General features: G+C 63.5%; 22 protein-coding genes, 1 pseudogene and 1 riboswitch. Of the genes and pseudogenes, 15 read left to right on the top strand and 8 right to left on the bottom strand.

What is annotated here, in order from left to right; all coding sequences use genetic code 11:
- The first annotated feature begins 350 nt into the window (after window positions 1-350).
- Window positions 351-2,111 carry an OmpA family protein gene (locus tag PW947_RS12125; RefSeq protein WP_299631912.1) on the top strand — a complete coding sequence of 587 codons (1,761 nt, stop codon included), beginning with the start codon at window positions 351-353 and terminating at the stop codon, window positions 2,109-2,111.
- Between the two features lie 31 nt (window positions 2,112-2,142).
- Here the strand turns inward: PW947_RS12125 and PW947_RS12120 are convergent, their stop codons facing one another.
- Window positions 2,143-3,090 carry a LysR family transcriptional regulator gene (locus PW947_RS12120; RefSeq protein WP_299631910.1) on the bottom strand — a complete coding sequence of 316 codons (948 nt, stop codon included), beginning with the start codon at window positions 3,088-3,090 and terminating at the stop codon, window positions 2,143-2,145.
- Window positions 3,091-3,259: 169 nt separating this feature from the next.
- Between PW947_RS12120 and PW947_RS12115 the strand changes: the two genes are divergently transcribed.
- From PW947_RS12115 to PW947_RS12055, 12 genes and pseudogenes are all read left to right on the top strand, one after another.
- Complete coding sequence (locus PW947_RS12115; protein ID WP_299632931.1) at window positions 3,260-3,673, top strand: CidA/LrgA family protein; 414 nt, start codon at window positions 3,260-3,262, stop codon at window positions 3,671-3,673.
- Window positions 3,674-3,734: 61 nt separating this feature from the next.
- Window positions 3,735-4,457 carry an LrgB family protein gene (locus tag PW947_RS12110; protein ID WP_299631908.1) on the top strand — a complete coding sequence of 241 codons (723 nt, stop codon included), beginning with the start codon at window positions 3,735-3,737 and terminating at the stop codon, window positions 4,455-4,457.
- A gap of 87 nt (window positions 4,458-4,544) precedes the next feature.
- On the top strand, window positions 4,545-5,324 hold the full coding sequence (locus PW947_RS12105) for a glycosyltransferase family A protein (protein WP_299631906.1): 780 nt from the start codon (window positions 4,545-4,547) through the stop codon (window positions 5,322-5,324).
- A gap of 78 nt (window positions 5,325-5,402) precedes the next feature.
- A riboswitch (S-adenosyl-L-homocysteine riboswitch) is annotated at window positions 5,403-5,535 on the top strand.
- 32 nt (window positions 5,536-5,567) lie between these two features.
- Window positions 5,568-6,986 (top strand): adenosylhomocysteinase, encoded by a 1,419-nt coding sequence (ahcY, locus tag PW947_RS12100; protein WP_299631904.1) that lies wholly within the window; start codon window positions 5,568-5,570, stop codon window positions 6,984-6,986.
- Window positions 6,987-7,174: 188 nt separating this feature from the next.
- Window positions 7,175-7,528 carry a phage holin family protein gene (locus tag PW947_RS12095; RefSeq protein ID WP_299631902.1) on the top strand — a complete coding sequence of 118 codons (354 nt, stop codon included), beginning with the start codon at window positions 7,175-7,177 and terminating at the stop codon, window positions 7,526-7,528.
- 31 nt (window positions 7,529-7,559) lie between these two features.
- A pseudogene (metF, locus tag PW947_RS12090) lies at window positions 7,560-8,392 on the top strand (methylenetetrahydrofolate reductase [NAD(P)H]).
- Between the two features lie 283 nt (window positions 8,393-8,675).
- The gene (locus tag PW947_RS12080) at window positions 8,676-10,304 is read left to right on the top strand and encodes an ABC transporter substrate-binding protein (protein ID WP_299631898.1); all 1,629 of its coding nucleotides are present in this window, start codon (window positions 8,676-8,678) and stop codon (window positions 10,302-10,304) included.
- Window positions 10,305-10,434: 130 nt separating this feature from the next.
- Window positions 10,435-11,448, top strand: a complete 1,014-nt coding sequence (locus PW947_RS12075; RefSeq protein ID WP_299631895.1) for an ABC transporter permease subunit — start codon at window positions 10,435-10,437, stop codon at window positions 11,446-11,448.
- Window positions 11,449-11,540: 92 nt separating this feature from the next.
- Window positions 11,541-12,458: an ABC transporter permease subunit gene (locus tag PW947_RS12070; protein WP_299631893.1), complete on the top strand. Its 918-nt coding sequence runs from the start codon at window positions 11,541-11,543 to the stop codon at window positions 12,456-12,458.
- 2 nt (window positions 12,459-12,460) lie between these two features.
- On the top strand, window positions 12,461-13,510 hold the full coding sequence (locus PW947_RS12065) for an ABC transporter ATP-binding protein (RefSeq protein ID WP_299631892.1): 1,050 nt from the start codon (window positions 12,461-12,463) through the stop codon (window positions 13,508-13,510).
- On the top strand, window positions 13,507-14,529 hold the full coding sequence (locus tag PW947_RS12060) for a peptide ABC transporter ATP-binding protein (RefSeq protein WP_299631890.1): 1,023 nt from the start codon (window positions 13,507-13,509) through the stop codon (window positions 14,527-14,529). Before PW947_RS12065 ends, PW947_RS12060 begins: the two co-directional genes overlap by 4 nt.
- Window positions 14,522-15,856 carry a TraB/GumN family protein gene (locus PW947_RS12055; protein ID WP_299631888.1) on the top strand — a complete coding sequence of 445 codons (1,335 nt, stop codon included), beginning with the start codon at window positions 14,522-14,524 and terminating at the stop codon, window positions 15,854-15,856. Before PW947_RS12060 ends, PW947_RS12055 begins: the two co-directional genes overlap by 8 nt.
- Window positions 15,857-15,884: 28 nt before the next feature.
- On the opposite strand, the gene PW947_RS12050 is transcribed toward PW947_RS12055, so the two are convergent.
- The 6 genes from PW947_RS12050 to pxpB form a co-directional block, all read right to left on the bottom strand.
- Entirely contained in the window at window positions 15,885-17,726 is a 1,842-nt protein-coding gene (locus tag PW947_RS12050) for a tetratricopeptide repeat protein (protein ID WP_299631886.1), read from the bottom strand.
- A 243-nt stretch (window positions 17,727-17,969) separates the two neighbouring features.
- Window positions 17,970-18,926 carry a DUF979 domain-containing protein gene (locus PW947_RS12045; RefSeq protein WP_299631884.1) on the bottom strand — a complete coding sequence of 319 codons (957 nt, stop codon included), beginning with the start codon at window positions 18,924-18,926 and terminating at the stop codon, window positions 17,970-17,972.
- Window positions 18,923-19,669, bottom strand: a complete 747-nt coding sequence (locus PW947_RS12040) for a DUF969 domain-containing protein (protein WP_299631882.1) — start codon at window positions 19,667-19,669, stop codon at window positions 18,923-18,925. The genes PW947_RS12045 and PW947_RS12040 overlap by 4 nt, the downstream gene beginning before the upstream one ends.
- Before the next feature lie 277 nt (window positions 19,670-19,946).
- Window positions 19,947-20,699, bottom strand: a complete 753-nt coding sequence (gene pxpA, locus PW947_RS12035; RefSeq protein ID WP_299631880.1) for a 5-oxoprolinase subunit PxpA — start codon at window positions 20,697-20,699, stop codon at window positions 19,947-19,949.
- Window positions 20,700-20,729: 30 nt separating this feature from the next.
- Entirely contained in the window at window positions 20,730-21,770 is a 1,041-nt protein-coding gene (locus tag PW947_RS12030; protein ID WP_299631878.1) for a biotin-dependent carboxyltransferase family protein, read from the bottom strand.
- Window positions 21,767-22,429, bottom strand: coding sequence for a 5-oxoprolinase subunit PxpB (gene pxpB / locus PW947_RS12025; RefSeq protein ID WP_299631876.1), 663 nt, complete (start codon window positions 22,427-22,429; stop codon window positions 21,767-21,769). The genes PW947_RS12030 and pxpB overlap by 4 nt, the downstream gene beginning before the upstream one ends.
- A 186-nt stretch (window positions 22,430-22,615) precedes the next feature.
- Here pxpB and PW947_RS12020 point away from each other — a divergent pair, with 186 nt between their 5' ends.
- On the top strand, window positions 22,616-23,128 hold the full coding sequence (locus PW947_RS12020) for a winged helix DNA-binding protein (protein WP_299631874.1): 513 nt from the start codon (window positions 22,616-22,618) through the stop codon (window positions 23,126-23,128).
- A 45-nt stretch (window positions 23,129-23,173) separates the two neighbouring features.
- Here PW947_RS12020 and PW947_RS12015 read toward each other — a convergent pair whose 3' ends face one another.
- Window positions 23,174-23,773, bottom strand: coding sequence for a 5-formyltetrahydrofolate cyclo-ligase (locus tag PW947_RS12015; RefSeq protein WP_299631872.1), 600 nt, complete (start codon window positions 23,771-23,773; stop codon window positions 23,174-23,176).
- A 20-nt stretch (window positions 23,774-23,793) separates the two neighbouring features.
- Between PW947_RS12015 and PW947_RS12010 the strand changes: the two genes are divergently transcribed.
- Window positions 23,794-25,770: a lytic transglycosylase domain-containing protein gene (locus tag PW947_RS12010; RefSeq protein ID WP_299631870.1), complete on the top strand. Its 1,977-nt coding sequence runs from the start codon at window positions 23,794-23,796 to the stop codon at window positions 25,768-25,770.
- The last annotated feature ends 52 nt before the right edge of the window (window positions 25,771-25,822 follow it).

Genomic DNA, 25,822 nt, shown 5'->3' with positions numbered 1-25,822 from the left:
ATTAAAGGGTGCACGACGGCATGGTGGATATTTATGCTGTCGTGCGTGAGTTTTTATTATTTTTATGGATTTATCGTGCGTGTTAATTTGTGTCGTTGTGTATGTGTGGATCGAATGGTGGCGAGTATTGATTGTTTTGCCACGAACGCAAGATGGGCGGTGTTTTCCGGGATGTTTTGTCAGTGCTGAAGTTCTTAAAATCGGATAAATAAAGATCGGATTTAATAGGAATATCGCCTGTTTTTGTCATTATATTTCGGCTTTCGTTTTTGAGATTTTCCGGACTCTATAATCGGCCCGCGAAATGACGCGTCAAGGTGACGTGCATAAAAAATCGAGGAAGCGAGCCGATGAGTATCAATGTCATTCAACTGATCCGGTCCGCGATGCCGGACAGTGTGGTGATGCAACTGGCGAGCCGTTTCGGCCTGCCGTCCGACGTCGTCCGCAATCTCACGTCCAGTGCCGCGCCGGCGCTCGTCGCCGCGTTGATGCACAAGGGCGCGACACTCGAAGGCGCGCGGTCGCTGTTCGCAACCCTGTTATCGCCGGAAGTGAACGCGCATATCGGCGAGCAGTTGTCGTTGCTGCTCGGCACGACCGCAGGCATGAACCAGCTCGAAACCGTCGGACGTCAGTTGCTGGAACGCACGGTCGAGCGTCGCATCGACGGTCTGAGCGACGTGCTGTCCACGCAGGTCGGCGCGCCGATGCATGCGTCGCACGCGCTGACGGGCATTGTCGGCGCGACGCTGTTCGGCGTGCTGAAGCGCCACTTCGTCGAAGGTCGCGGCAATGTCGGGCAGTTGCCCACTTTGCTGGGTCATCAGTTGCCGCTGATCGGCCCGTTCCTGAACGATGGTTTGCTGTCGGCATTGGGGCTGGGCGGCGTCAGCGTGTTCACCAGCGCAATCCTGCCGCAACTGAAAGCCGTTTCCGCTCATATCGAACATCCGACGCCGCCCGCTGCCGCACCGCTCGATTCTGCCGATCACGCGGCGCATGCGTCGGTGCAGGTGCCGGACGGCGCGGTGGTGCGCGAGCACCGTCGCTCGCATAAGCGGTGGTGGTGGTTGCTCGCGGCGATCGCCGCCGTGCTGGCGTTTCTGTGCCTGCGCGGCTGCAACACGGCGACGCAGCGAGACGCCCACGCTGGCGCCGACGTCGATGCAGCGGCACTTCGTCCGGCATCGGCCGCAGCGGGTGAGGCGAGTGGTGCGATCGGCACGAACGCAGCGAGCGACGCCGTCGTGGCCGCGGCATCCGGCGTGATCGCCAGCGACGCCGCATCCGGGCCAGCGGCCGAAGCCGCCCCCACGGTGGACAGCACGCTGACCTTCACGGTTGACCCCGCAGCTAAACCGGCACTGTCGGCGACGGTCGGCACCGAAGCCGAAAAGACGCAGTTGCTCGACGCGTTGACCCGACAGTTCGGCGCGAGCGGCTTTACCGCGAACGTCACGGTCGACCCTGCCACGCGTCCCGCCGGCTGGCTCGCGCATCTCGGGACGCTGTTGCCGCTGATGGCGTTGCCCGGCGCGGAAGTGAAGGTCGATGGCGCGCGGGTGGAATTGGGCGGCACGGCCGCAAATGCGAAGCTCGGCTGGCTGGAGCGGCTGAAATCGCTGTTCGGGGCGTCGTACCAGATCGGCGCGTTCAACGCGGATCAGGCCGTTGCCAGCGCAACGCAATCGTTCCGCGAAGCGATCGAGCGCCTGCATACCGCAAATGATCCGTGCGCCACAGCGGATATCGCGAAGGTGCTGAACCTGCAAGTCATCAACTTCGCGAGCGCGAGCACGGTCGTTCCGGCATCGGCGGCGGACGATCTGCGCCGGTCGGCTGCGGTGCTGAGCGCTTGCGCCGGGCACGGCAAGGTCGCCGAGTTCGAAGTGGCGGGTTACTCGGACAATGTCGGCGGGACGCAGGCCAATCTGCAACTGTCGAAGAAGCGCGCGCAGTCGGTGCGGGCGTTCCTGGTTGCGTCGGGTGTACCGGCCGCGTCACTGCGCGCGCAAGGGTATGGCGCCACGCATCCGGTGGCCGACAACGCCACCGGGAGCGGTCGCTTCGCGAACCGGCGCATCGAGTTCGTCGCCGTTCAGCAATAAGACCGCCGCTGGGAGCGCCGCTGTTACGTTGTTATTCAGCCGCTCCCGCGCCCGCCACGCTCCCGCCCACACCCGGCCAGTGCATGAAATCGTCGCGATGGGCGGGCAGCGTTTCACGCGCGACGTTGAGCCACGCGCGCGCCGCATGCGACAGGTAGCCGTTGCGGCGCCAGCCAATGGCCATTTCCCATGGAATCTCAGGTTCGACGACCGGGCGGCAGGTGAACTGCGCATCGTCCAGACGACGGCAATAAGGTGCAGGCAGCAACGCAATGCCGACGCCCGCCTGAACGAGCGCGGCCATGAAGTCCCAATGTCCGCTTCGCCCCACGATAGCCGGCGCAAAACCGGCCGCGCGGCACGCGTTCAGCACGACGTCGTTAAGAGCAAGACTTTCGCCGTAGAACACGAACGGCTCGCCGGCCAGATCGGAAAGCGGCACATGGGTCATGTCGTCCCAACGCGAACCGTGCGGCGCGACGAGCCACAATAGATGGCGTGTCATCGGCAGCACGTCGATATGTTCCTGATCGACGGATTGCAGGACGCCGCCCAGTTCCAGTTCACCTGCGATCAACGCGGCTTCGATGGCGCGCGAACCTTGCTCGAACAGCTTGAGATCGATTTTCGGATAACGCTTGCGGAATGCGGCAATGGCGGGCGTGAATAGCGAGCCGCCCATCGGCGGAATGCCGATCGTCAATTCGCCGCGACCCAGCGTGTCGAGATCGTTCAGTTCGGCCTGAAGTTGCGCGTGGGCGGCCAGCACATCCTGACCGCGCTGATAGACGATGCGTCCGGCATCGGTCAGTACCATCTGGCGACCATCGCGTAGCAATAACGGCGACCCGACCTCGTCTTCCAGCGACTTCACCATCTTGCTGATAGTGGGCTGCGTGACGTACATCTGCTCGGCGGCCACGGTAAAGCTCTGCTGGCGCACGACCTCGACGAAATACCGCAATGCTCGGAGTTCCACGGCCTCACGCTCCAGAATTCCAAGTTGGAATGGTTTTGATGATTGTAAGTCATTATATTTATGGTGCACCGCAACCTATACTGATTTTCACAGAAAAAGTCACTTAGGAATCGCCATGAGTTCGCGCCTTTTGTCCCGTTTTGCGACCGCTCGAAACACCCGCGGCGCGATGCAGGCGTTCCGGTTTGCGCGAATCGCGATTCAAAGCGCGGCGCTCTGCGCGATCTGGGTCGCGGCGGATTTCATCGTGCGTCGTTTCGGCTTGCCGGTGCCTGGCGGCGTGATCGGACTGATCGCATTGCTGGCCGCGCTGTTTTGCGGCGGCGTGACGACACGCTGGATCAAGGCCGGCGCCGACTGGATGCTCTCGGACATGCTGCTGTTCTTTATTCCGGCGGCTGTCGCGGTGGTTCAATACGGCGGCCTGTTCCGCGAGGACGGCTGGCGGCTCGCGCTGGTGGTGATCGCGGGCACGCTGATGGTGATGGTGGCCGTCGCGGTGGCGGTCGAACAGGCTGCCCGGCTCGAACGGCGGCTGGCATTGCGCCGCGTGACGATCGCGCGTGCGGCGCTGCGGGTTTGAGCGTACGAACGCGTCCGATCGCGCCTGATTGTCTGCTGACCGACCGTTGAAGGAAACCGCCGTGAACGCGCTCTACACCGCACTCTTCGCCGACGACGCGTCGAAGCTGATCGCGGCGACCTGCCTGGTTCTGACCATCGCCCTGTATTTCGCGTCGAAGCGGCTCTACGCGCGCTTCAAGTCGCCGTGGCTGACGCCGCTCGTCGCCGTGCCGGCCGTGCTGGCCGCAATCGTGGTCGTCGCGCACATTCCCTATCCGGTCTACTTTCAGGACACGCGCTGGCTGATGTGGCTGCTCGGCCCCGCGACCGTCGCGTTCGCCGTGCCGATCTACGAATATCGCGCGTTGCTCCGGCAGCACTGGATTTCGCTGGCGGTCGGCGTGACGGTCGGGATTGTCGTCGGCATCGGCGGATCGCTCGCGCTGGCGAAACTGCTGCATCTGTCGCCGGAATTGCAGCGCAGCCTGATGACCCGCTCGGTTTCGACGCCGTTCGCGCTGGCCGTGTCGGACAGGATTCACGCGCCGAAAGACCTGACCGCGTTGTTCGTGATCGCGACCGGCGTTTGCGGCATGCTGTTCGGCGAACTGGTGCTCGGTATCGTGCCGCTGCGCACGCGGCTCGCGCGCGGCGCGCTGTTCGGCGCGGCGGCGCATGGCGTCGGCACCGCGAAAGCACGCGAACTCGGTAGCGAGGAAGGCGTCGTCGCCAGTCTGACGATGATGATCGCGGGCGTCGTGATGGTGCTGCTCGCGCCGATGCTCGGCTGGCTCCCGGTCTAGCCCGTTTTCAAGATCGGCGCCGGTGCCGGCGTCTTATGATCGACGGCTTTTCTCCTTGCGCGCGCGTTCGCGCACCGCCGATCGCCCATGTCCACCGCTTCGTCCACTTCGTCTGTTTCCGTCATCGTTCCCTGTTACAACGCCGAGGCGACGCTCGCGCGCACGCTCGACAGCTGCATTGCGCAACCGGAAGCCGCGCAGATCATCGTCGTCGATGACGGTTCGACCGACGCGTCGCTAGATCTCGCGCACGCGTATGCGCGCCGCGACGCCCGTATCCTCGTACTGACGATGCCCGCGAACGGCGGCGCGGCGCGCGCCCGCAACTGGGCGGCGCTGCACGCAAGCGAGGCGCTGATCGCGTTTATGGATGCCGACGACGACTATCTGCACGGCGCGCTGGCGGCCGCCTGTGCGTATCTGTCGGACCATCCGCATGAAGCGTCGATCCGGCTCGACGTCGAGTTTGCCGGTTTTCCCGCCGAAATCGTCTCGCATCCGGATTTCGCGCGACACGCGGCCGTGCTCAGCAATACCGTGCCGAGCGGCCTTGTGATCCGCCGACCGGTGTTCGTGCTGTTCGGCGGCTTTCCCGACGATGCGTTTTTCCGCCGCAACGGCGGCGAGGACGGCGCGTTTTCGTGGGCATTGCTGAAGGCGTTCGGCAACCGGCGTCTGATCGACGGTAAGCGCGTGCGGATGCACTACCACCACGGCATTCACGCCGAACGGTATTTCCGCATCGAAATGGGCATGCAGCCGCGCGACGAAGCCGATACCGACGAAGCTTTCCGTCTGTCGCGACATTTCGTGGACACCGCATTGAACGCCGTCGCCACCGTGCGCGGCTTGCAGGTTCTCGCGTAATACACGCAAACACGCGACCCTCGCCGGAGCGGGGGAATCCGCGCCCCTCGCTATCCCGATTTGCTACAATCCTGGTTCGCTTCCGAGGAGCGTTGCGACGGGACCCGCGAATCTGTATTCGCGAGCGGCCTGCCAGGCTCGGAAGCTTTCTATCGGACGGTTTGATGCGCGACGCGCTCTCATCCACCGCATTGAACGGCGCTCACGTCAAATTTCTAGTCAATTCTTAGAAAGGAGTGCGTGATGAACGCCGCAGTCAATTCCACAGATTCCCAGGATTTCATCGTTGCCGACATGTCGCTGGCTTCGTGGGGTCGCAAAGAACTCACCATCGCCGAGACGGAAATGCCGGGTCTGATGCAGACCCGCGACGAGTACAAGGCGCAACAGCCGCTGAAAGGCGCACGCGTCGCCGGCTCGCTGCACATGACGATCCAGACTGGCGTGCTGATCGAGACGCTGACCGCGCTCGGCGCCGACGTCCGTTGGGCATCGTGCAATATTTTCTCGACGCAGGATCACGCTGCGGCCGCGATCGCGCAAGGCGGCGTGCCGGTGTTCGCGTACAAGGGCGAATCGCTCGACGAATACTGGGAATACTCGCACCGCATTTTCGAATGGCCGAACGGCGAATTCGCCAACATGATTCTCGATGACGGCGGCGACGCGACGCTGTTGCTGATTCTCGGCTCGAAGGCGGAAAAAGACCGTTCGGTGATCTCGAAGCCGACCAACGAAGAAGAAGTGGCACTGTACAAGTCGATCGCCGCGCATCTGGACAACGATCCGGTGTGGTATTCGACGCGTCTCAAGCACATCAAGGGCGTGACGGAAGAAACCACGACCGGCGTGCATCGTCTGTATCAGATGGAAAAGGAAGGCCGTCTGCCGTTCCCGGCCATCAACGTCAACGACTCGGTGACGAAGTCGAAGTTCGACAACCTGTATGGCTGCCGTGAGTCGCTGGTCGATGGCATCAAGCGCGCCACCGACGTGATGATCGCCGGCAAGATCGCGGTCGTGGCCGGTTACGGCGACGTGGGCAAGGGCTGCGCGCAATCGCTGCGCGGCCTCGGCGCGACCGTGTGGGTCACCGAAATCGATCCGATCTGCGCATTGCAGGCAGCGATGGAAGGCTACCGTGTCGTGACGATGGAATACGCCGCCGACAAGGCCGACATCTTCGTGACGGCAACCGGCAACTTCCATGTGATCGGCCACGATCACATGAAGGCGATGCGCCACAACGCGATCGTCTGCAACATCGGTCACTTCGACTCGGAAATCGACGTCGCATCGACCCGTCAGTACCAGTGGGACAACATCAAGCCGCAAGTCGACCACATCATTTTCCCGGACGGCAAGCGCGTGATCCTGCTGGCCGAAGGCCGCCTCGTGAACCTGGGTTGCGCAACGGGCCACCCGTCGTTCGTGATGTCGAACTCGTTCACGAACCAGACGCTCGCGCAGATCGAACTGTTCACCGAAGGCAACAAGTACGAGAACAAGGTCTACGTGTTGCCGAAGCAACTCGACGAGAAGGTTGCACGCCTGCATCTGGCGCGCATCGGCGCGAATCTGACCGTGCTGTCGGACGATCAGGCCGGCTACATCGGCGTCGACAAGAACGGCCCGTTCAAGCCGAACCACTACCGTTATTGATCGCGATAGCATCGCGAGCAGGCCGCGACGGATGTCGCGGCAGCGATGCCGAAGTTTGACGATTCGATGAAGCAAGGCGGCGCGATGCGCCGCCTTGCTCACACTGAACGTCATCATTTGCGTGACGTCATGTCACCCGATACTCAACCCGATACGTAATCCGACGCCCAGCCTGAAAGGAGCTTTACATGACCATGCTGCTGACCTGGCTCATCAACGCGCTTGCGTTGCTCATCATCACGTACCTCGTTCCGTCGATCCACATCCGCAGTTTCGGCACCGCGCTGATCGTGGCCGTGGTGCTCGGGCTGATCAATACGATCCTGCGCCCGGTGCTGCTTCTGCTGACTTTGCCCGTGACGATCCTGACGCTGGGACTCTTCATTCTGGTAGTCAACGCGCTGTGCTTCTGGTTGTGCGCGTCGCTGCTGAAGGGCTTCGAAGTCTCGGGATTCTGGTCGGCGTTCTTCGGCTCGATCCTGTACAGCATCGTGTCGTGGCTGCTGTCGGCGCTGATCTTCGGCAACCGCAATCTCGCGTAGTCATGCGCGGCATCAGCAATCTGACTGAAACATGAAACCGATCGAACTTTCATTCGAATTCTTCCCGCCGAAAACGCAGGAAGGCGTCGAAAAGCTGCGCGCCACGCGCGCGCAGCTGTTGCCGCTCAAGCCCAAGTTCGTCTCCGTGACGTTCGGCGCGGGCGGTTCGACGCAACAGGGCACGCTCGATACCGTCGTCGAGATGGCGAAGGAAGGGCTGTCCGCGGCGCCGCATCTGTCGTGCATCGGCTCGTCGAAAGAGAGCCTCCGGGCCATCCTCAACGAGTACAAATCGCATGGCATCCGCCATATCGTCGCGCTGCGCGGCGATTTGCCGTCCGGCATGGGCGAAGTCGGCGAGTTGCGCTACGCGTCGGAACTGGTGAGCTTTATCCGCGCCGAGTTCGGCGACTGGTTCTGGATCGAAGTCGCGGGCTATCCGGAATATCATCCGCAATCGCGTTCGCCGCGTGTCGATCTCGAGAACTTCGCGCGCAAGGTGAAAGCGGGTGCCAATTCGGCGATCACGCAATACTTCTACAACGCGGACGCGTATTTCCGCTTCGTCGAAGATGCGCAGAAGCCCTCGGCGTCGATGTGCCGATCGTGCCCGGCATCATGCCGATTACGAACTTCTCGCAGCTGATGCGTTTCTCGGAGATGTGCGGCGCGGAAGTGCCGCGCTGGATCGCGCGTCGTCTCGAAAGCTTCGGCGACGACCGCGAGTCGATCCGCGCGTTCGGGCTGGATGTCGTGACGGCGCTGTGTCAGCGTCTGGTGGAGGCCGATGTGCCAGGCATTCACTTCTACACGCTGAACGCGTCGGCGGCGAGCAAGGCGATCTGCGAGCGCCTCGGCGCCTAAGTTCGTCCAGTTGCGCGCATCCGCGCTCAACCGTGTCAAAGCGTGAACAATGCTTGAATCGACGGCCCCTGACTTCGCGTCAGGGCCCGTTTTTCGTTGTGCCGGCTGACGCGTCATGTCGTCCGTGCTTTCATTTTGCCCACATCCGGCGCCGCGCCGACGACCCCACGCGGGTAATGTTTCCGATCGTCAACCCCGTAATTTCGTCCGCTTGTTGACGCCAGCCAAGCTCGCGTAATATCGCGCTACGCCGGCTGACGCCGGTCCCGAACCTGGAGGAAACATGAAGCAAAACAATCTGTTGCGCGCCGCGCGTTTCACCACGCTCGTCGCCGCTGCAGCGGCATCGATGGCGGGCGCCAGCATCGCGCGCGCCGAGATCCCGAACAAGACGCTCGTCTACTGCTCAGAAGGCAGCCCCGCGGGTTTCGATCCTGCCCAATACACGACGGGCACCGACTTCACGGCCAACACGTTCACCGTCTATAACCGCCTCGTCGAATTCGAACGCGGCGGCACCAAGGTCGAGCCGGGTCTGGCCGAAAAGTGGGATGTATCCGCCGACGGCAAGACGTACACGTTCCATCTGCGTCACGGCGTGAAGTTCCAGACCACGTCGTTCTTCAAGCCGACCCGCGAATTCAACGCGGACGACGTCGTGTTCACGTTCCAGCGCATGCTCGATCCGAACTCGGCGTTCCACAAGGCGTATCCGGTGCAGTTCCCGTATTTCACGGACATGGGCCTCGACAAGCTGATTACCAGCGTCGAAAAGGTCGATCCGTACACGGTCAAGTTCACGCTGAAGGAAGTCAACGCGCCGTTCATCCAGAATCTGGCGATGGAATACGCGTCGGTGCTGTCCGCCGAATACGGCGACCAGTTGATGAAGGCCGGCAAGGCGTCGGACATCAACCAGTTCCCGGTCGGCACGGGCCCGTTCATTTTCCGCAGCTACACGAAAGACGCGACGATCCGCTTCGACGGCAATCCGGATTACTGGAAGCCGAACGCGGTGAAGGTCTCGAAGCTGATCTTCTCGATCACGCCGGACGCCGGCGTGCGCGTGCAGAAGATGAAGCGCGACGAATGCCAGGTGATGAGCTATCCGCGTCCGGCGGACATCGCGCCGCTGAAGGCGGAAACCAGCCTCGACATGCCGTCGCAACCGGGCTTCAACCTCGGCTATCTGGCGTACAACGTGACGCACAAGCCGGTGGACAAGCTCGAAGTGCGTCAGGCGCTCGACATGGCGATCAACAAGAAGGCGATCATCGATTCCGTGTATCAGGGCGCAGGCCAGGCCGCGACGAATCCGATGCCGCCGACCCAATGGTCGTATGACAAGAGCCTGAAGATGGCATCGTACGATCCGGAAAAGGCCAAGGCGTTGCTCGCCAAGGCCGGTTTCGCGAACGGCTTCGACATCAACCTGTGGGCAATGCCGGTGCAACGTCCGTACAACCCGAACGCGCGCCTGATGGCGGAAATGATCCAGGCCGACTGGGCCAAGATCGGCGTGAAGGCGAAGATCGTCACGTATGAATGGGGCGAGTACATCAAGCGTGCGCACGCGGGCGAAGACGACGCGATGCTGATCGGCTGGACCGGCGACAACGGCGATCCGGACAACTGGCTCGGCACCTTGCTCGGCTGCGAAGCGGTCAACGGCAACAACTTCTCGAAGTGGTGCTACAAGCCGTTCGACGACCTGATCCAGAAGGGCCGCGTGACGTCCGATCAAGGCGCGCGCACCAAGGCTTACATGCAGGCGCAGCAGATTTTCGCGCAGCAGCTGCCGTTCTCGCCGATCGCCCACTCGACCGTCTATCAGCCGGTCAGCAAGAAAGTGGTCGATATGCGGATCGAGCCGCTCGGCTATACGCGCTTCGACGGCGTGAGCATGAAGTAAGCTAAATAATCCTCACGCAGTACGCTCCTCGAACCCGGTAGAAAACCGGGTCTGGACGATCCGGCGGCCGGGGCCACAAGCCCTCGTCGCCGGTTGCGTTTTCCCCTCATCGAAACCATAGGGACGAACCATGTTCCGCTTTGTCTTGCGCCGCATCGGCATGGTGATTCCGACGTTTATCGGCATCACGATCCTTGCATTCGCGCTCATCCATCTGATCCCCGGCGACCCCATCGAAGTGATGATGGGCGAGCGCGGCGTCGATCCGGCCATGCACGCTGCGGCGATGCATCGTCTCGGTCTCGACGAATCGCTGCCGATGCAATACATCCACTATGTCGGCCGCGCGCTGCACGGCGACCTCGGGATGTCGATCATCACCAACACGCCTGTGATGGGCGAATTCCTCGCACGTTTTCCCGCCACCGTCGAACTGTCGATCTGCGCGATGATCTTCGCGCTGCTGATCGGCCTGCCGGCCGGCGTGTTTGCTGCATTGCGGCGCGGTACGGTCGTCGATCACGGCGTGATGGGCACTGCACTGACCGGCTATTCGATGCCGATCTTCTGGTGGGGCTTGATCCTCATCATGCTGTTCTCGGTGAAGCTGGGCTGGACGCCGGTGTCGGGTCGCATCGCGGTCGAATACGACATTCCGCACGTCACCGGTTTCATGCTGATCGACGCGTTGTTGCCCGGCACCGACGAAGGCTCGTTCCGTTCGGCGCTGAGCCATCTGATCCTGCCCGCGATCGTGCTCGGCACGATTCCGCTCGCGGTGATCGCGCGGATGACGCGTTCGTCGATGCTCGAAGTGCTGCGCGAGGACTACATCCGCACCGCGCGCGCGAAGGGTTTGCCGCCGGGTCGCGTGATCGTCGTGCATGCGCTGCGTAACGCGCTGATTCCGGTCGTGACGGTGATCGGTCTGCAGGTCGGCACGTTGCTTGCGGGCGCCGTGCTGACGGAGACGCTGTTTTCATGGCCGGGTATCGGCAAATGGTTGATCGATGCGATCGGCCGGCGCGACTATCCGGTCGTGCAGGGCGGCATCCTGATGATCGCGACGCTCGTGATCGTCGTGAACCTCGTCGTCGATCTGCTGTACGGCGTGTTGAATCCGCGCATTCGCCATACGAGGTAAATACATGCACCCCCACGCTCACATTCGTTCGCTGACCTCCGGCGGGGCGCACGCCCCGGTCGAGGCGGCTCCACGGGAGGCATGAAATAGCTATGGCTGATATCCAGAACACCATTCCCCAATCGGTCACGCCGCCCAGCGGCCGTGCCATCGCTGCCCGCGAATTCTGGGCCAACTTCTCGCGTAACCGCGGCGCGGTTTTCGCGGGCGCCATCGTGTTGCTGCTGATTATCGTGGCGATCTTCGCACCGCTGATCGCGCCGCATAGCCCGATCGAGCAATACCGCGACAACGTTAAGATTCCGCCCGCATGGCTCGACGGCGGCAACTGGAAGTTCATTCTCGGTACCGACGAAGCGGGCCGCGACATCCTTTCGCGTCTGATGTACGGCGCGCGGCTGTCGTTCTGGATCGGCTTCGTGTCGGTCGTGCTCGCGCTGATTCCGGGCGTCGTGCTCGGTCTGTGCGCGGCGTTCTTCGAGAAATGGGCCGATACGCCGATCATGCGCATCATGGACGTGCTGCTCGCGTTGCCGTCGCTGCTGCTCGCGGTGGCCGTGGTTGCGATCATCGGGCCGGGGCTCGTCAACACGATGCTCGCGATTGCGATCGTCGCGTTGCCGGGTTACGTGCGGCTGACGCGCGCGTCTGCGCTCGGCGAGTTGCAGAAGGAATACGTGACGGCGTCGCGCGTGGCCGGGGCCGGCACGGCGCGATTGATGTTCTCGCAGGTGCTGCCGAACTGCACCGCGCCGCTGATCGTCCAGGCTACGCTCGGGTTTTCGTCTGCCATTCTCGACGCGGCCGCGCTCGGCTTTCTCGGCCTGGGTGTGCAACCGCCGTCGGCGGAGTGGGGCGCGATGCTGGCATCCGCGCGTGACTACATCGACAGCGCATGGTGGATCGTCACGATGCCCGGTCTGTCCATCCTGATCTCGGTGCTTGCGATCAACCTGCTCGGCGACGGGCTGCGCGACGCACTCGATCCCAAACTGAAACGGATGGCCTGACCATGAGCAACCTATTGACCATCCGCAATCTCGCGGTCAATTTCAACGGCTTGCCGGCGGTAGACCGCATCAACCTCGACGTCGCGCCAGGCGAAGTGGTCGGCGTGGTGGGCGAATCCGGATCGGGCAAGAGCGTCACGATGATGGCGCTGATGGGCCTGATCGACGCGCCCGGCAAGGTCACCGCCGACGAAATCAGTTTCGACGGCAAGAACCTGCTGAAGGCCTCGCCGAAAGAACGCCGCAAGATCATCGGCAAAGATATCGCGATGGTGTTCCAGGACGCGCTGACGAGTCTGAATCCGAGCTATACCGTCGGCTATCAGATCAAGGAAGTGCTGAAGCTGCACGAAGGCTTGCGCGGCGCGGCATTGCAGCAACGCGCGCTGGAACTGCTCGATCAGGTCGGTATTCCCGACGCGAAAAACCGCATCGATTCATTTCCGCACCAGATGTCGGGCGGGATGAACCAGCGCGTGATGATCGCAATGGCGGTGGCCTGCAATCCGAAGCTGCTGATCGCCGACGAGCCGACCACCGCGCTCGACGTGACGATCCAGGCGCAGATCATGGAACTGCTCGTCAAGCTGCAAAAGGAACGCGGCATGGCGCTCGTGCTGATCTCGCACGATCTCGCCGTGGTGTCGGAAGTCGCGCAGCGCGTCGCGGTGATGTACGCCGGCGAAGTCATCGAAACCAACAAGGTGCCGGATATTTTCGCGGCACCGCATCATCCGTATACGGAAGCGTTGCTGGCGGCGATTCCCGAGCACAATGTGGGCGCGGTCCGGCTGGCGGCGTTACCGGGGATGGTGCCGGGACGCGATGACCGTCCGCGCGGCTGTCTGTTCGCGCCGCGCTGCAAATATGCGGTGGACGATTGCACGAAGGCGCGTCCGGCGCTTGCGCCGTTGCCCGATCATGACGAAGCGGCTCGCGTACGATGTATCAAACCGCTGAACCTTTTGGGCGATGCGAACGTCCACACCAAGGCCGCTCCGGTTCAAAAACCGGTTCAACCCGACGCTCACTTCCAGGGAGGCGCACGATGAATGCAGTACCCGACATGCGCCAACCCGGCGCAAGCAGTAGCGGCGACCACGTGCTGGTCGCGGAACAGCTGGCGCGTCACTATCCGGTGAAGCGCGGGATGTTCGGTCACGCCACGGTGAAGGCACTGAACGGCGTGTCGTTCGCGCTGGAGCGCGGCAAGACGCTCGCGGTGGTCGGTGAATCCGGCTGCGGCAAGTCCACGCTGGCCCGTCAACTGACCATGATCGAAGCGCCGACGGCAGGCCGTCTGCTGGTCGATGGCGAAGACGTCGCGGGCGCCGATCACGCGAAGATCGCCGCGTTGCGGCGGCGCGTGCAGATGGTGTTCCAGAATCCGTTTGCGTCGCTGAATCCGCGCAAGACCGTCGAGCAGACGCTCGGCGAGCCGCTCGCCATCAATACCCAGGCAAGCGCCTCGGAGCGCGCCGACCGGATCGCGCAGATGATGCGCACCGTCGGCTTGCGCCCGGAGCATGCGAAGCGCTATCCGCATATGTTCTCGGGCGGTCAGCGGCAACGCGTGGCGATTGCGCGCGCGATGATTCTCGATCCGCAGATCGTCGTCGCCGATGAACCCGTATCCGCGCTCGATGTGTCGATCCAGGCGCAGATCCTGAATCTGTTCATGGACTTGCAGGAACAGTTCAAGACCAGCTACGTGTTCATTTCGCACAATCTGTCGGTGGTCGAGCATATCGCCGACGACGTGATGGTGATGTACTTCGGCGGCGTGGCCGAACTCGGCGACAAGAAGAAGATCTTCGCGAATCCGCGTCATCCGTACACGCGCGCGTTGATGTCGGCGACACCGTCGATCTTCGAGGCGGACCGCACGATCAAGATCAAGCTGCAAGGCGAAATGCCGTCGCCGCTGAATCCGCCGTCGGGCTGCACGTTCCATCAGCGCTGCCCGTATGTGATCGACCGCTGCCGCACCGAAGAACCGAAGCTGCGTGAAGTCGACGGCCGCCAGGTGTCGTGCCACCGTGCCGAGGAGGTGGGGGACGTGGATGCCTGATACGTCGGCGGCGCGTCGTCCTGCGCGTCGCCTGCGTATTGGCGGGCGCGATGGCGGCCGGGCGGGTGGACGCATGGGTGAACGGGCGGGAAACCGGGAAACCGGTCTGCCAGCCATTGCCCGACTCGCCGGCCTTGCCGCTTTCCGCGTGGTTCGTCTTGTCCGCAATGCACTGTTCGCGCGACGCCGTCGTCCCGCACGGCTCGCGCGAATCGTTCGCGGCTATCTGTGCAAAGGCGCGCTGGCGCTGGCCGTGTGTGCGACCGGCAGCGGCGTCGCCCAGTTTGCTTCGTTTGCTCCATCCGAATTTTTCGATCCGGTTTCAGTGGCGCATGCCGCGCCCGCGGCCAACGCCGCGCAAGCCGTACCGGCCGCACCGGCTGTCGCCAATCCGGCTGCGCAACCGCGCGCCAGTCTGCCCGGCTTCAATCCGCCGCCTGCGGGGCCGCAGAGCAGTTCCAGCACGACCGCCAGCGGTCCGGTTCGCACGCAACCGGCGCGCATGCCGTTCTATGTCGCGACACGCGGGTCTGTGACCATCTATGTGCTGGGCACGCTGCATGTCGGCGACCCGGCCGACTATCCGCCGAACCAGCCGTTCCGGCGTCCGATCACCGGCGCGCTCGCCGCTTCGCCCACACTCGCGCTCGAACTGTCGCCCGACGATCTGCTCGTGTCGCAAGACGACGTGTCGCGCTACGGAGTCTGCTCGTGGCCGTGTCTGCCGAAGCTGCTGCCCGATCCGCTGTGGCACAAACTCGAAGCGCGGCTGCGCGGCAATCCGGCGGCGCTGGTCGAAATCCGGAAGATGCGGCCGTGGCTCGCGTCGCTGCTGGTGGAAACCTACGATTCACTGAGCGCCGGTCTGCAAACCGAATACGGCACCGAAGCGCAATTGCAGAACGTCTATCTGCACACGCGCGGCAAAATCGTCGGACTGGAGACACTCGGTGAGCAGATGCGTGCGTTCACCAACCTGACGCTGCCGCAACAGCGCGAGATGCTCGCGCAGGATCTGGTGCAGACGCCCGCGCAAAACGTCGCGGACGTGCAGACGCTGCATCGGTTATGGCGGGTCGGCGACGCCGACGCGATCGCCGCGTGGCAGGCGGCGAAATCGGAATCGCTCGCGCGGGATAAACGGGTGTCGGCGCAGGTCGATAACCGGATCGTCTATGACCGGAACCGGCGCTTCGTCACGCGTATGGTGTTGATTGCCGCGCCGAACCGCCCGGTGTTCGTGGCGATCGGCGCGCTGCATCTGGGCGGACGCAAGGGCGTGCTGGAATTGCTGCGGCAGCGCGGCTTCGTCGTGGATGCGGGATGAGTGGCGGCGCGAGTGCGTCGCCAGGCGCTTAAACGTCGTGCGTATGCAGGATCGTGCGGATGTCGGCCAGAACCGGCGTCCAGTCGCCGAGATGTGTCTGACGAAACACGCGCATTCCCGGATACCACGGTGAATCGCTGCGGCCATCGAGCCAGCGCCAGTCGCTGTTGAACGGCAGCATCAACCAGACCGGTTTGCCCAGCGCGGCAGCCAGATGCGCAACGCCGGTATCGACGGCGATCACCAGGTCGAGATTCATGATCAACGCGGCGGTATCGGTGAAATCGTGGAGATCGGCGGTGAAGTCGTGCGGCTTCAATGCCGCAGACGCCAGCCTTGCCGGTTCACCCGCCGCGCCTTTCTGCAGCGAAAAGCACGCGGTAGCGTCAGCGTCGCCCAACGTGGCGAGCGTGTCGAAAGGCATCGACCGATACCGGTCGTTACCGAAGGTCGGACTTCCCGCCCACACCAGACCGATCTTGCGCTGTGTCGGCGCGACCGCCGTCACGCGTTCGCGCCAGCGTTCCACCGCATCGGGTTGCGCCGACAGATACGGCAGCGCGGCGGGAATCGTGTCGAGGCCGGTGCGCACGCACGACGGCACGCTCATCATCGACACCCAGAAATCGTACTGACTTGCGGCGTCGCCTTCCGGTTGACCGCTGAACACGCGATGCACGCCCGGCACGGTCGCGACCAGTTCGACCAGCGGCGCGCGCACGCTGACATCGACGATTGCGCCGCGCTCGGCAAGCACGCTCGCGTAACGCACGAACTGCAACTGGTCGCCGAAACCCTGCTCGCCGACCAGCAGCAGACGCTTGCCGTCGAGCGATTCGCCGTGCCACTCGGGCACGCCCGCCACGGCGATGTGCGCGTAATCCTGGGCGCGCCAGCGCTTCGCGTATGCCGCCCAGCCTTCCGGATAGTCGCCGCGCCGGAGCAAAGCCCACGCGAGGTTCTGATGCGCGTCCGCATGGCCCGGATCGAGTTCGAGGGCGGCGCGATAGAACGCTTCTTCGTCGTCGACCCGACCTTGCGCCGCCAGCGACGCGCCGACACACACCAGATGCGTCGGCGAACGCTTCAGCGCGAGCGCGTCGCGATAGTGCAACTCGGCTTGCGCATAGTCGCCGCGTTTGCCGATCACGCTGCCCAGATTCACATGCGCCTCGGCGAAGTCGGGCTGAATGGCGATTGCGCGACGGAAATGCACGATCGCCGCGTCGGCGTCGCCGATATCGTCGAAGCAATTGCCTGCGTTGAAATACGCGGATGCAGAGCGAGGATCGAGCGACAGCGCGTTCGCGTAGCACGCCAGCGCTTCGTCGTGACGTTCGAGCTTCGCGAGCGTTGTGCCGAGGTTCAGGTGAGCATCGATATGCGATGGGTCGATGTCGAGCGCGGACTGATAGTGGTGCGCGGCGTCGTCGTAAAGTCGTTGCGACTGAAGCAGTACGCCGAGATTGTTGTGCGCGTCGGCGAACGCCGGTTGCAACCGCAATGCACGCAGGTAGTACGCGTGCGCGGCATCCGGCTGACCCAGCGCCGCCGCAACCAGACCGCGGTTGCTCCAGCATGCCGGGTCGTCGGCGAAGATGGCGAGCGCGTCGTCCATCAGGTGCGCCGCATAGCGCGCATTGCCTCGCTGATGATGCAACACGCCGTAGTAGTGAAGCGCGTCCGCATTCGACGGATTGTGCGCGAGCGCGTCGCGATAGAGCGCATCGGCGCGGTCGAGGTCGCCTGAGCGATGCGCGTCGAGTGCGGCGTCGAGCAAAGCGTTGGGCGCGGCTACGGCGCTGCTGGGTCCGGCGACGTGCGAGGAATTGGCGGCGTGGTCGGGACGCGGCGAAACGGTCTGATCCATGTTGACTCTCTGGAAGACGCCGGCGGACGAACTGCATCACCGGACGGTGAAGAAAACGTCTGTCCAGAGTAGGCCCGCGCCATTTCGCGGACGATCAGACTTATCCTAATTTCCCGAGACGTGTCCGGTAGACGGGGCTGACGACGCGACCGCTTATCGCAGAAGTCGCGGAAGTGTCGAAAACCGATCTTGACGGAGATGACCACGCCACCGGCGACGCGAGCGTGCCGGTGGCGATGCCGCTTACAGGAACATCAGGAAGTTCAGCAGGAAAATATTGATGACGAGCATGGTCAGCGCCGTCGGCACCTGCACCTTGATCACCGCGTTCTTGTCCGGTAATTCGAGCAGCGCGGCCGGCACCATGTTGAAGTTCGCGGCCATCGGCGTCATCAGTGTGCCGCAGTAGCCGGAAAACATGCCGATCGCGACCATCACCGCCGGGTTGCCGTGGAACACGCCGACCAGAATCGGCACGCCCACACCGCCGGTCATCACCGGAAACGCGGCGAAGCCGTTGCCCATCACCATCGTGAACAGCGCCATGCCGATGCAGTACACGGCCACCGCGACCAGCCGGTAGTCGAGGCTGATATACGCGGTCGTGACGTGCGCGACCGCCTTGCCGACTCCCGCGTCGGAAAACACGAGGCCGAGCATGCCGAGCATTTGCGGCAGCACGGCCGCCCACGACAGCGCATCGACGAGACGGCGGGTTTCCTTCATCGACTGGCCGACGGTGTCGCGCGTCATCACGCATGCGACCGCAAGCGCGATCACGCAGCCAATCCCGAAGCCGATCAGCGTGACGTTCTTCGCCTCGATCAGCGGCATGCCGCCGAACACCAGATGGCTCGCGCCGAGCGTGACGATCACGGTGACGACGGGAATCGTCAGCGCGGGCACGAACAGCTTGTTGCCGAGCCGTTTCGCGCTGGCCTGACGGGCTTCGGCGGACAGCACTTTCGGTTTCGCGGCGGTGACGCCGCCGAACCCGGCGATCAGCGCCATCGCAATCACCAGCACGCCGACCACTTCGGGCGGCAGCTTGTCGCCGATCAGGAAAATCAGCGCATACAGAATCCAGAAACCGCCTGCGGTCAGACGGCGCGGATGATCTTTATCCGTGACGATCATCCCGCCGACGACCAGCAGCACGATACCCAGCAGCCAGAACAGATAGTTGATCGTGAGCGTCATGCTTTGTCTCCGGTCACGCCGGGCGGCGTCGTGGTGGACGAGGACGCGGTGGCGTTGCCGCGCATTTCACGTTCCAGCGAGCGGTCGAGCAGCCACAAGCGAAAACCGTGAACCAGGAATGCGCAGATAGCGGTCGGGATGCCCCACACGGCGACGTGCATCGGCTCGACTTCGATCCCGGCTTCACGCAGGAACGTAACCATCAGCACGATCGCGCCGAACGCGACGAAGATGTCCTCGCCGAAGAACAGACCGACGTTGTCGGTGGCGGCCGAATACGCGCGCAGCTTGTAGCGCACGCTATCGGTCAGCTTGCCGAAGCGGGTTTCGGTGGCGCCTTCGGCCATCGGCGCGATCAGCGGACGAACCATCTGCGGATGTCCGCCGAGACCGGTGAGCCCGACCGCCGCAGTGAGTTCGCGGACCAGCAGATACAGGATCAGCAGACGGCCGGCGGTGGCCGCCTTGATGCCGCTGATCCATGCCTGCGCACGTTCGCGCAGACCGTGCCGTTCGAGCAGGCCGATCACCGCGAGCGGCAGCAGGATGATCAACGGGATATTGCGGGTCTTGATAAAGCCGCTGCCGATCGCCGCGAGAATTTTCTCGGGCGGGAAGTGCGCGGCGAGCGCCGTGATGATCGCGGCGGCGGCGACGATCAGCATCGGATTGAAGCGCAACACGAAGCCGACGATGATGACGGCCACGCCTATCAATGGCCATAGATTGACGGTGGACTGCATTAAAGATCTCCAGACAGGGTTCTAAACCTCGCCGCCGTTAGGCGGCACACGTGAGACAGCCGTCCGGGATCGCCGGGCCGCTGCCTTGCCTTGCGCGGCTCTGCTGGCCGCGTCTGTCGCACTGCGCCTGCTACTTCAGTTGCCACTTCAACTGCCATTTCAACTACAACCTGCCACTGCTACTTGCTGCGACTGCTATATCGTTTGCAAAACGCCCCGCGCGGGGCGGGGCGTTCGATGCTGTTTCACCGGATCACACGTCGCGCGAACGACCCGTTCAAACCCGCGCCGCGCCGGCCGGATGCACGTCGATACCGGCCTCGGTCAGCGCGCTGCGGATGCGCCGGGCGAACGCGAGCGCGTGCGGGCCGTCGCCATGCAGACAGATGGTTTGTGCATTCAGCGGCACCCAGTCGCCGCTGACCGCCTGCACGCGGCGCTCGCGGATCATCGCGAGCGTGCGTTCGAGCACGATCTGTTCATCGTCGAGCAGCGCGCCCGGTTCCTTGCGCGGCACCAGCGAGCCGTCGGCCCGATAGCCGCGATCCGCGAACACTTCTTCCACAGCAGTCAGCCCCGCCTCGCGCGCGGCCGTGACGAGCCCGCTGTTCGCCAGCGCGAACACCGCGATGGACGGATCGAAATCGTGAATGGCCGAGACGATCGCTTCGGCGATCTTCGGATCGCGCGCGGCCTGGTTGTACAGCGCGCCGTGCGGTTTCACGTGCGCGATCCGGCCGCCTTCGGCCTGCGCGATCGCCGACAGCGCGCCGATCTGGTACAGCACGCCCGCATAAATTTCGCCGGCGGGCAGATCCATCTCTTTACGGCCGAAGTTTTCCGGATCGTTGAAGCTGGGATGCGCGCCGATCGACACGCCTTTCTCCACCGCCCAACGCACGCAGTCGCGCATTGCATTGGCGCCGCCCGCGTGCCAGCCGCAAGCGATGTTCGCCGAGCTGACGAGGTCGAGCAGCGCCTCGTCGGAGCCGCAGCCTTCGCCGAGATCGGCATTCAGATCGATTTCCATGATGTTCCTCTACAGATATTGCCTGGCCGCTTACGCGAGTTCGCGTTCGCGGCGTTCTTCATGCATCGCTATCGCGGCATCGATCTGCCGCAAATACGTGCGTTCTTCCTGCAGCGCGTGACGCGCTTCGTGCAGCGTGGTCGGGATAAAGCGGATCCCGCCGTTCAGGCGAACCTGCGCGAGTTTCCACATATCCGCCTGAATCACCGCGCCGATCTTCGGATACCCACCGGTGGTCTGCGCGTCGCTCATCAGCACGATCGGCTGGCCGTTGGGCGGCACCTGGATCGTGCCGGGCATCACCGCGTGCGACAGCAGGTCGTGCTTCTGCGTGCGTTCAAGTTCCGTGCCGGACAGGCGATAGCCCATCCGGTTGCTGTTCGGCGTGACGAGCCATTCATCGGACCAGAACGACTTCTGCGCGTCGGCGCTGAAACTGTCGTACTCCGGGCCCGGCAGCACGCGGATCGGCACCGCCCACGCAACGCCCGACGGATGACGGCCGCGCCGGACCGGTTCGTGGACCAGCACGAACCTGCACCATGCGGGCGCTTTTACGCCGAACTCGGGTGCGTCGGGACTGAAGCACGAGCTCGCGCGATGTACCGATGTTCCGATCGGCAGACGGTCGCCGTCACGTAACGTGCGTCCGCCGAGACCGCCGAAGCACGCGCCGAGATCCGTGCTGCGCGAACCGAGCACCGGCAGGACATCGATGCCGCCCGCGACGCAGACGTAACCGCGCATGCCGCGTTTCGCGGTTTGCAGCGAGAGTTCCTGGCCGGCCTTGACCGGCAGGCTCCACCACGAATAGACCGGCTCGCCGTCGAGCGTCGCGCCGAACTCGGTGCCGGTGATCGCCACGCGTGTCGCGCGCGAAAACTTCAGCACAGTCGGGCCGAAGGTGATTTCGATACCGGCGTCGTCGGGCCGGTTGCCGACCAGACGGTTGCCGACTTCCAGCGATAGCCGGTCGAGTGCGCCGCCGAGCGCCACGCCGAGCTGCCGATGTCCCGGGCGGCCCAGGTCCTGGACCGAGCTGAGCATGCCTGCGCGAATCACGTCGATCATGCGTCGATCCCCGCAACGGTGAAGCGCACCCGATCGCCCGGCTGCAGCAGCGTGGGCGGCGTGCGCGCCGGGTCGAACAGCGCGGTGTCGGTGCGGCCGATCAGTTGCCAGCCGCCCGGCGACACCGCCGGATAAATGCCGGTCTGCTCACCGCCGATCCCCACCGAACCGGCCGGCACGCTGACGCGCGGCGACTTGCGGCGCGGCGTGTGCAGCGCGGCGTCGAGGCCGCCCATGTACGCGAAGCCGGGCTGGAAGCCGAGGAAGAACACGATGTATTCGCCGGCCGCGTGTCGCGCGACCACGTCTTGCGCCGACAGCCCGGTGTGCTTCGCGACGTCGTGCAGATCGGGACCGGCTTCGCCGCCGTACTGAACCGGAATCTCGATCTCGCGACCCGGCGTGCTGGCCTTGCCGCCCGCGTCCCACGCCGCGCGCAGGCGCTCGGTGAGATCGGCGGGGTCGGCTTCGAGCGGGTCGAAGGTGATCGTCAGATTGTTCATGCCGGGCACCACTTCGCGCACATGCGGCCAGTCGCGCGCGGCAGCCGCGGCGGCCCACACGCGGCGCTGGCAATCGAGTGTGGCCGGCGGCGGCGCTTCGCAGACGAGCGCGGTATCGCCGAACGCATAGATTCGTGCTTCGTTTTTCGCTGACACGGGATGATTTTCCAGGGCGAAAGCATTGAAAGGGCAGACGAATCCGTCTGCAACGTTTCGAATCTAAGACTACATTCTCAATAAAATATCGACAAATTATCAATAAGAGTTTTCGTGCAGATGCGAAAACGCGTTCGCTCGACGTACACTTCCCGTCACCGTCCCTTTGAGCATCGAGCCGCCTCCATGTCGCGTCACCCCACCAAAATCGTGTCGTCCGAACATCTCGTGTCCGAAACGAGCGCCGAGCTATCCGAGCTGGAATACGGCCTGATCATGGCCGGCAACGCGTTCAACCGATGGATGGTGCGTTGCATGGCCGCCGCCGGCGACAAGGACATGACCGCAATCGAAGTGTCGTTGCTGCATCACGTCAGCCATCGCGAGCGTCGCAAGAAACTGGCCGACATCTGCTTCGTGCTGAACATCGAGGACACGCACGTCGCCACCTATGCGCTCAAGAAGCTCGTAGCTAGAGGGTATGTAAAAAGCGAAAAGACCGGCAAGGAAGTGTTTTTCTCCGCCACCGACGCGGGTCGTGCGCTGTGCCTGAAGTACCGGGAAGTGCGTGAGAGTTGCCTGATCACGACGCTCAAGGAGAGCGGTCTGACGAATCAGCAGATTGGCGAGGCGGCGCAATTGATGCGCAACGCGTCGGGGCTGTACGACACCGCAGCGCGCGCCGCGGCTTCGTTATAAGCGCTTGATCCGGAGTTGCGTCGGGTTGTGGTGGCGTGTGGTGCGTCAGGCCGGGTCGAGCGGATACCACGCTGAATCGGTGATTACGGCATCGAGCGCGATGTCGTGCGACTCGCGATGCAGACTCGGCGCACGACACGCTTCATACGCAATGCCGACCGTCACCGGTCGTTTCGCGCCCGGCCAGGCAGCCAGCGTGCGATCGTAATAGCCGCCGCCATAGCCAAGCCGATATCCGTCCGCATCGAAACCGACGCACGGCACGAACAGCAGATCGGGAATCACCACGAGATCGGAAGTGGGTTCTTCGATCCGGTGATGACCGACGCGCATCGGCATATCCGGCGTCCATGCATGGAACTCCAGCGGTGCATGGCGAGTCTTGATAACGGGTAACGCGGCCACGCGAGCGACATCGCCGGCCAGCCAGATCGAGATCGGCGCACGCGCGTCGAATTCTCCTTCAAGCGGCCAGTAAAACCCTACAGAAGTTGGCTCGAATCGCCGTAATACATCGAGTACCCGACGCCCCAACGCCTGGTTGCCGACCGGCTTGCGAGCCGCTTCCAGCCGTGCTTTCAGCAATGTTTGCCGCATTGTCTTTTTCAATTCCGGCTCGGGCTTGCATGCTATGCTTGGGTTCAATTCGCGCTCCAGAAACAACGATGTCAAAACGCCTCTTCCGAGTATATCGCGCGGCCGGTCTGGCGCTCGCCGCTGCGGCACTCGTCGCATGCAGCACGGCTTCGGCGGTCAAGCCAATCCCCGTCTCGCAGCTCATCCAGCTCAACAACGACGACCAGACATTCATCCAGCTTCGCGAAGCAGCGCGCAATAACGATGCAGCGCGCGCCGCGCAACTGGCGAGCATGATTCCTTCGTATCCGGCGCCGAGCTATCTGGAGTATTTCCAGATCAAGCCGCAACTGTTCGACGGCAGCGGTCATGCACGTGTCGATGCACCGGATGCGCCGGTGCTGTCTTTCCTGCAACGCTACGACGGCCAGGCCATCGCCGACCGTCTGCGTAACGACTACCTGGTCGTACTCGGTGCGCGTCACGACTGGCGCAATTTCGATCAGCAGTATTCGCGCTTCGTGCTGAACGACGACACGCAGGTGAAGTGCTACGCGCTCGAATCGCGTGCGTCGCGCGGCGAGAACGTCGCCGATGCCGCGCGTGCGTTGCTGGTCGAGCCGAAGTGGTACGGCGACGGTTGCGTCGACCTGATCACGTCGCTCGCCATCAACCAGCAATTCACGACCGACGACGTCTGGACGCTGATCCGGCTCGCCTACGAACAGAACAACACCAACACCGGCGCGAAGCTGCTCGACGCGCTCGGCAACGCGCGTCCCGATCCGGTGCTGTTCAATCAGGCCGTCAGTACGCCGCCGTTGCTGCTCGTGCGCGGCATCGGCGCGGATTCGCAGTCGCATCAACTGGCCTTGCTCGCGATCACCCGGATGGCGCGCAACGACCCGGCCATGGCCGCGGCCACGTTCGCGTCCGTCGCGCCGCAACTGACCACGCCGGAACGCGCGATCGGCTGGGGCACGATTGCGTATCAGGCGGCGGCCAAACAGATGCCGAGCGCAGTCGACTGGTACCGGTTGTCGGCGAACGGCGTGCTGTCCAATCCCGCGTATGAATGGCGCACCCGCAGCGCGCTGCTCGCCGGCGACTGGACGATGGTTCGCTGGTCGATCGAGCAGATGCCCGCCGCGTTGCGCAACCAGCCGTCGTGGGTCTACTGGCATGGGCGCGCGCTGAAGCAGGCCGGCGACACGGTCACGGCCAACCAGGAATTCGAAACGATCGCGTCGGGCTATAACTTCTACGGTCAGCTGGCGCTCGAAGAGCTCGGTCAGAAAATCACCGTTCCGGCCAAAACCGCCGTCAGCGACGCCGAAGTGCAGCAAGCGGCGAATACGCCGGGCCTCGCGCTTGCGCAGCGTTTCTATCAAATGAACCTGCGCCTCGAAGGCAATCGCGAATGGAACTGGCCGTTGCGCGGCATGAGCGACCGCCAACTGCTGGCCGTCGCGGAATACGCACGGCGCATCGAACTGTACGACCGCGCGGTCAACACGGCGGATCGCACGAAATCCGAGCATGATTTCTCGCTGCGTTATCTGTCGCCGTTCCGCAATATCGTCGAGCAGGACGCGCAATCGAGCGGTCTCGATGTCGAATGGGCGTACGGACTGATCCGCCAGGAATCGCGCTTCATCATGAACGCGCGCTCGGAAGTGGGCGCGAGCGGCCTGATGCAGCTGATGCCCGGCACCGCGCAACTGGTCGCGAAGAAGATCGGCCTCGGCCCGATCTCGCGCGAACAGATGAACGACATCAACACCAATATCCTGCTGGGAACGAACTATCTGTCGATGATCTACAATCAATTCGATGGTTCGGCCGTGCTGGCCACCGCCGGTTACAACGCCGGCCCCGGCCGCCCGCGTGCATGGCGACAGCAACTGGCGCATCCGGTGGAAGGCGCGATTTTTGCGGAATCCATCCCGTTCCAGGAAACCCGCGACTACGTGAAGAATGTGTTGTCCAACACGGTCTACTACGCGGCATTGTTCGAAGGCCGTCCGCAATCGCTGAAGACGCGGCTCGGGTATATCGCACCGTAAGCGTCGTGCCGCCGCGTGGTCCGCGGCGCCGCTTCACTAGCAGCCGTTGCCG

It is taken from the genome of Paraburkholderia sp., assembly GCF_028283785.1.
Lineage (GTDB): Bacteria > Pseudomonadota > Gammaproteobacteria > Burkholderiales > Burkholderiaceae > Paraburkholderia.
The sequence above is the reverse complement of the archived record's forward strand: the minus strand, read 5'-3'. Positions and strand labels throughout refer to the sequence as shown.

Coding starts and splice junctions, on each gene's coding strand:
- PW947_RS12040 (WP_299631882.1), bottom strand. CDS start 19,669: ATGCAGTCCACCGTCAATCTATGGCCATTGATAGGCGTGGCCGTCATC.
- PW947_RS12045 (WP_299631884.1), bottom strand. CDS start 18,926: ATGACGCTCACGATCAACTATCTGTTCTGGCTGCTGGGTATCGTGCTG.
- PW947_RS12065 (WP_299631892.1), top strand. CDS start 12,461: ATGAGCAACCTATTGACCATCCGCAATCTCGCGGTCAATTTCAACGGC.
- PW947_RS12080 (WP_299631898.1), top strand. CDS start 8,676: ATGAAGCAAAACAATCTGTTGCGCGCCGCGCGTTTCACCACGCTCGTC.
- ahcY (WP_299631904.1), top strand. CDS start 5,568: ATGAACGCCGCAGTCAATTCCACAGATTCCCAGGATTTCATCGTTGCC.
- PW947_RS12125 (WP_299631912.1), top strand. CDS start 351: ATGAGTATCAATGTCATTCAACTGATCCGGTCCGCGATGCCGGACAGT.
- pxpA (WP_299631880.1), bottom strand. CDS start 20,699: ATGGAAATCGATCTGAATGCCGATCTCGGCGAAGGCTGCGGCTCCGAC.
- PW947_RS12030 (WP_299631878.1), bottom strand. CDS start 21,770: ATGATCGACGTGATTCGCGCAGGCATGCTCAGCTCGGTCCAGGACCTG.
- PW947_RS12060 (WP_299631890.1), top strand. CDS start 13,507: ATGAATGCAGTACCCGACATGCGCCAACCCGGCGCAAGCAGTAGCGGC.
- PW947_RS12010 (WP_299631870.1), top strand. CDS start 23,794: ATGTCAAAACGCCTCTTCCGAGTATATCGCGCGGCCGGTCTGGCGCTC.
- PW947_RS12070 (WP_299631893.1), top strand. CDS start 11,541: ATGGCTGATATCCAGAACACCATTCCCCAATCGGTCACGCCGCCCAGC.
- PW947_RS12095 (WP_299631902.1), top strand. CDS start 7,175: ATGACCATGCTGCTGACCTGGCTCATCAACGCGCTTGCGTTGCTCATC.
- PW947_RS12105 (WP_299631906.1), top strand. CDS start 4,545: ATGTCCACCGCTTCGTCCACTTCGTCTGTTTCCGTCATCGTTCCCTGT.
- PW947_RS12055 (WP_299631888.1), top strand. CDS start 14,522: ATGCCTGATACGTCGGCGGCGCGTCGTCCTGCGCGTCGCCTGCGTATT.
- PW947_RS12050 (WP_299631886.1), bottom strand. CDS start 17,726: ATGGATCAGACCGTTTCGCCGCGTCCCGACCACGCCGCCAATTCCTCG.
- PW947_RS12020 (WP_299631874.1), top strand. CDS start 22,616: ATGTCGCGTCACCCCACCAAAATCGTGTCGTCCGAACATCTCGTGTCC.
- PW947_RS12115 (WP_299632931.1), top strand. CDS start 3,260: ATGCAGGCGTTCCGGTTTGCGCGAATCGCGATTCAAAGCGCGGCGCTC.
- PW947_RS12075 (WP_299631895.1), top strand. CDS start 10,435: ATGTTCCGCTTTGTCTTGCGCCGCATCGGCATGGTGATTCCGACGTTT.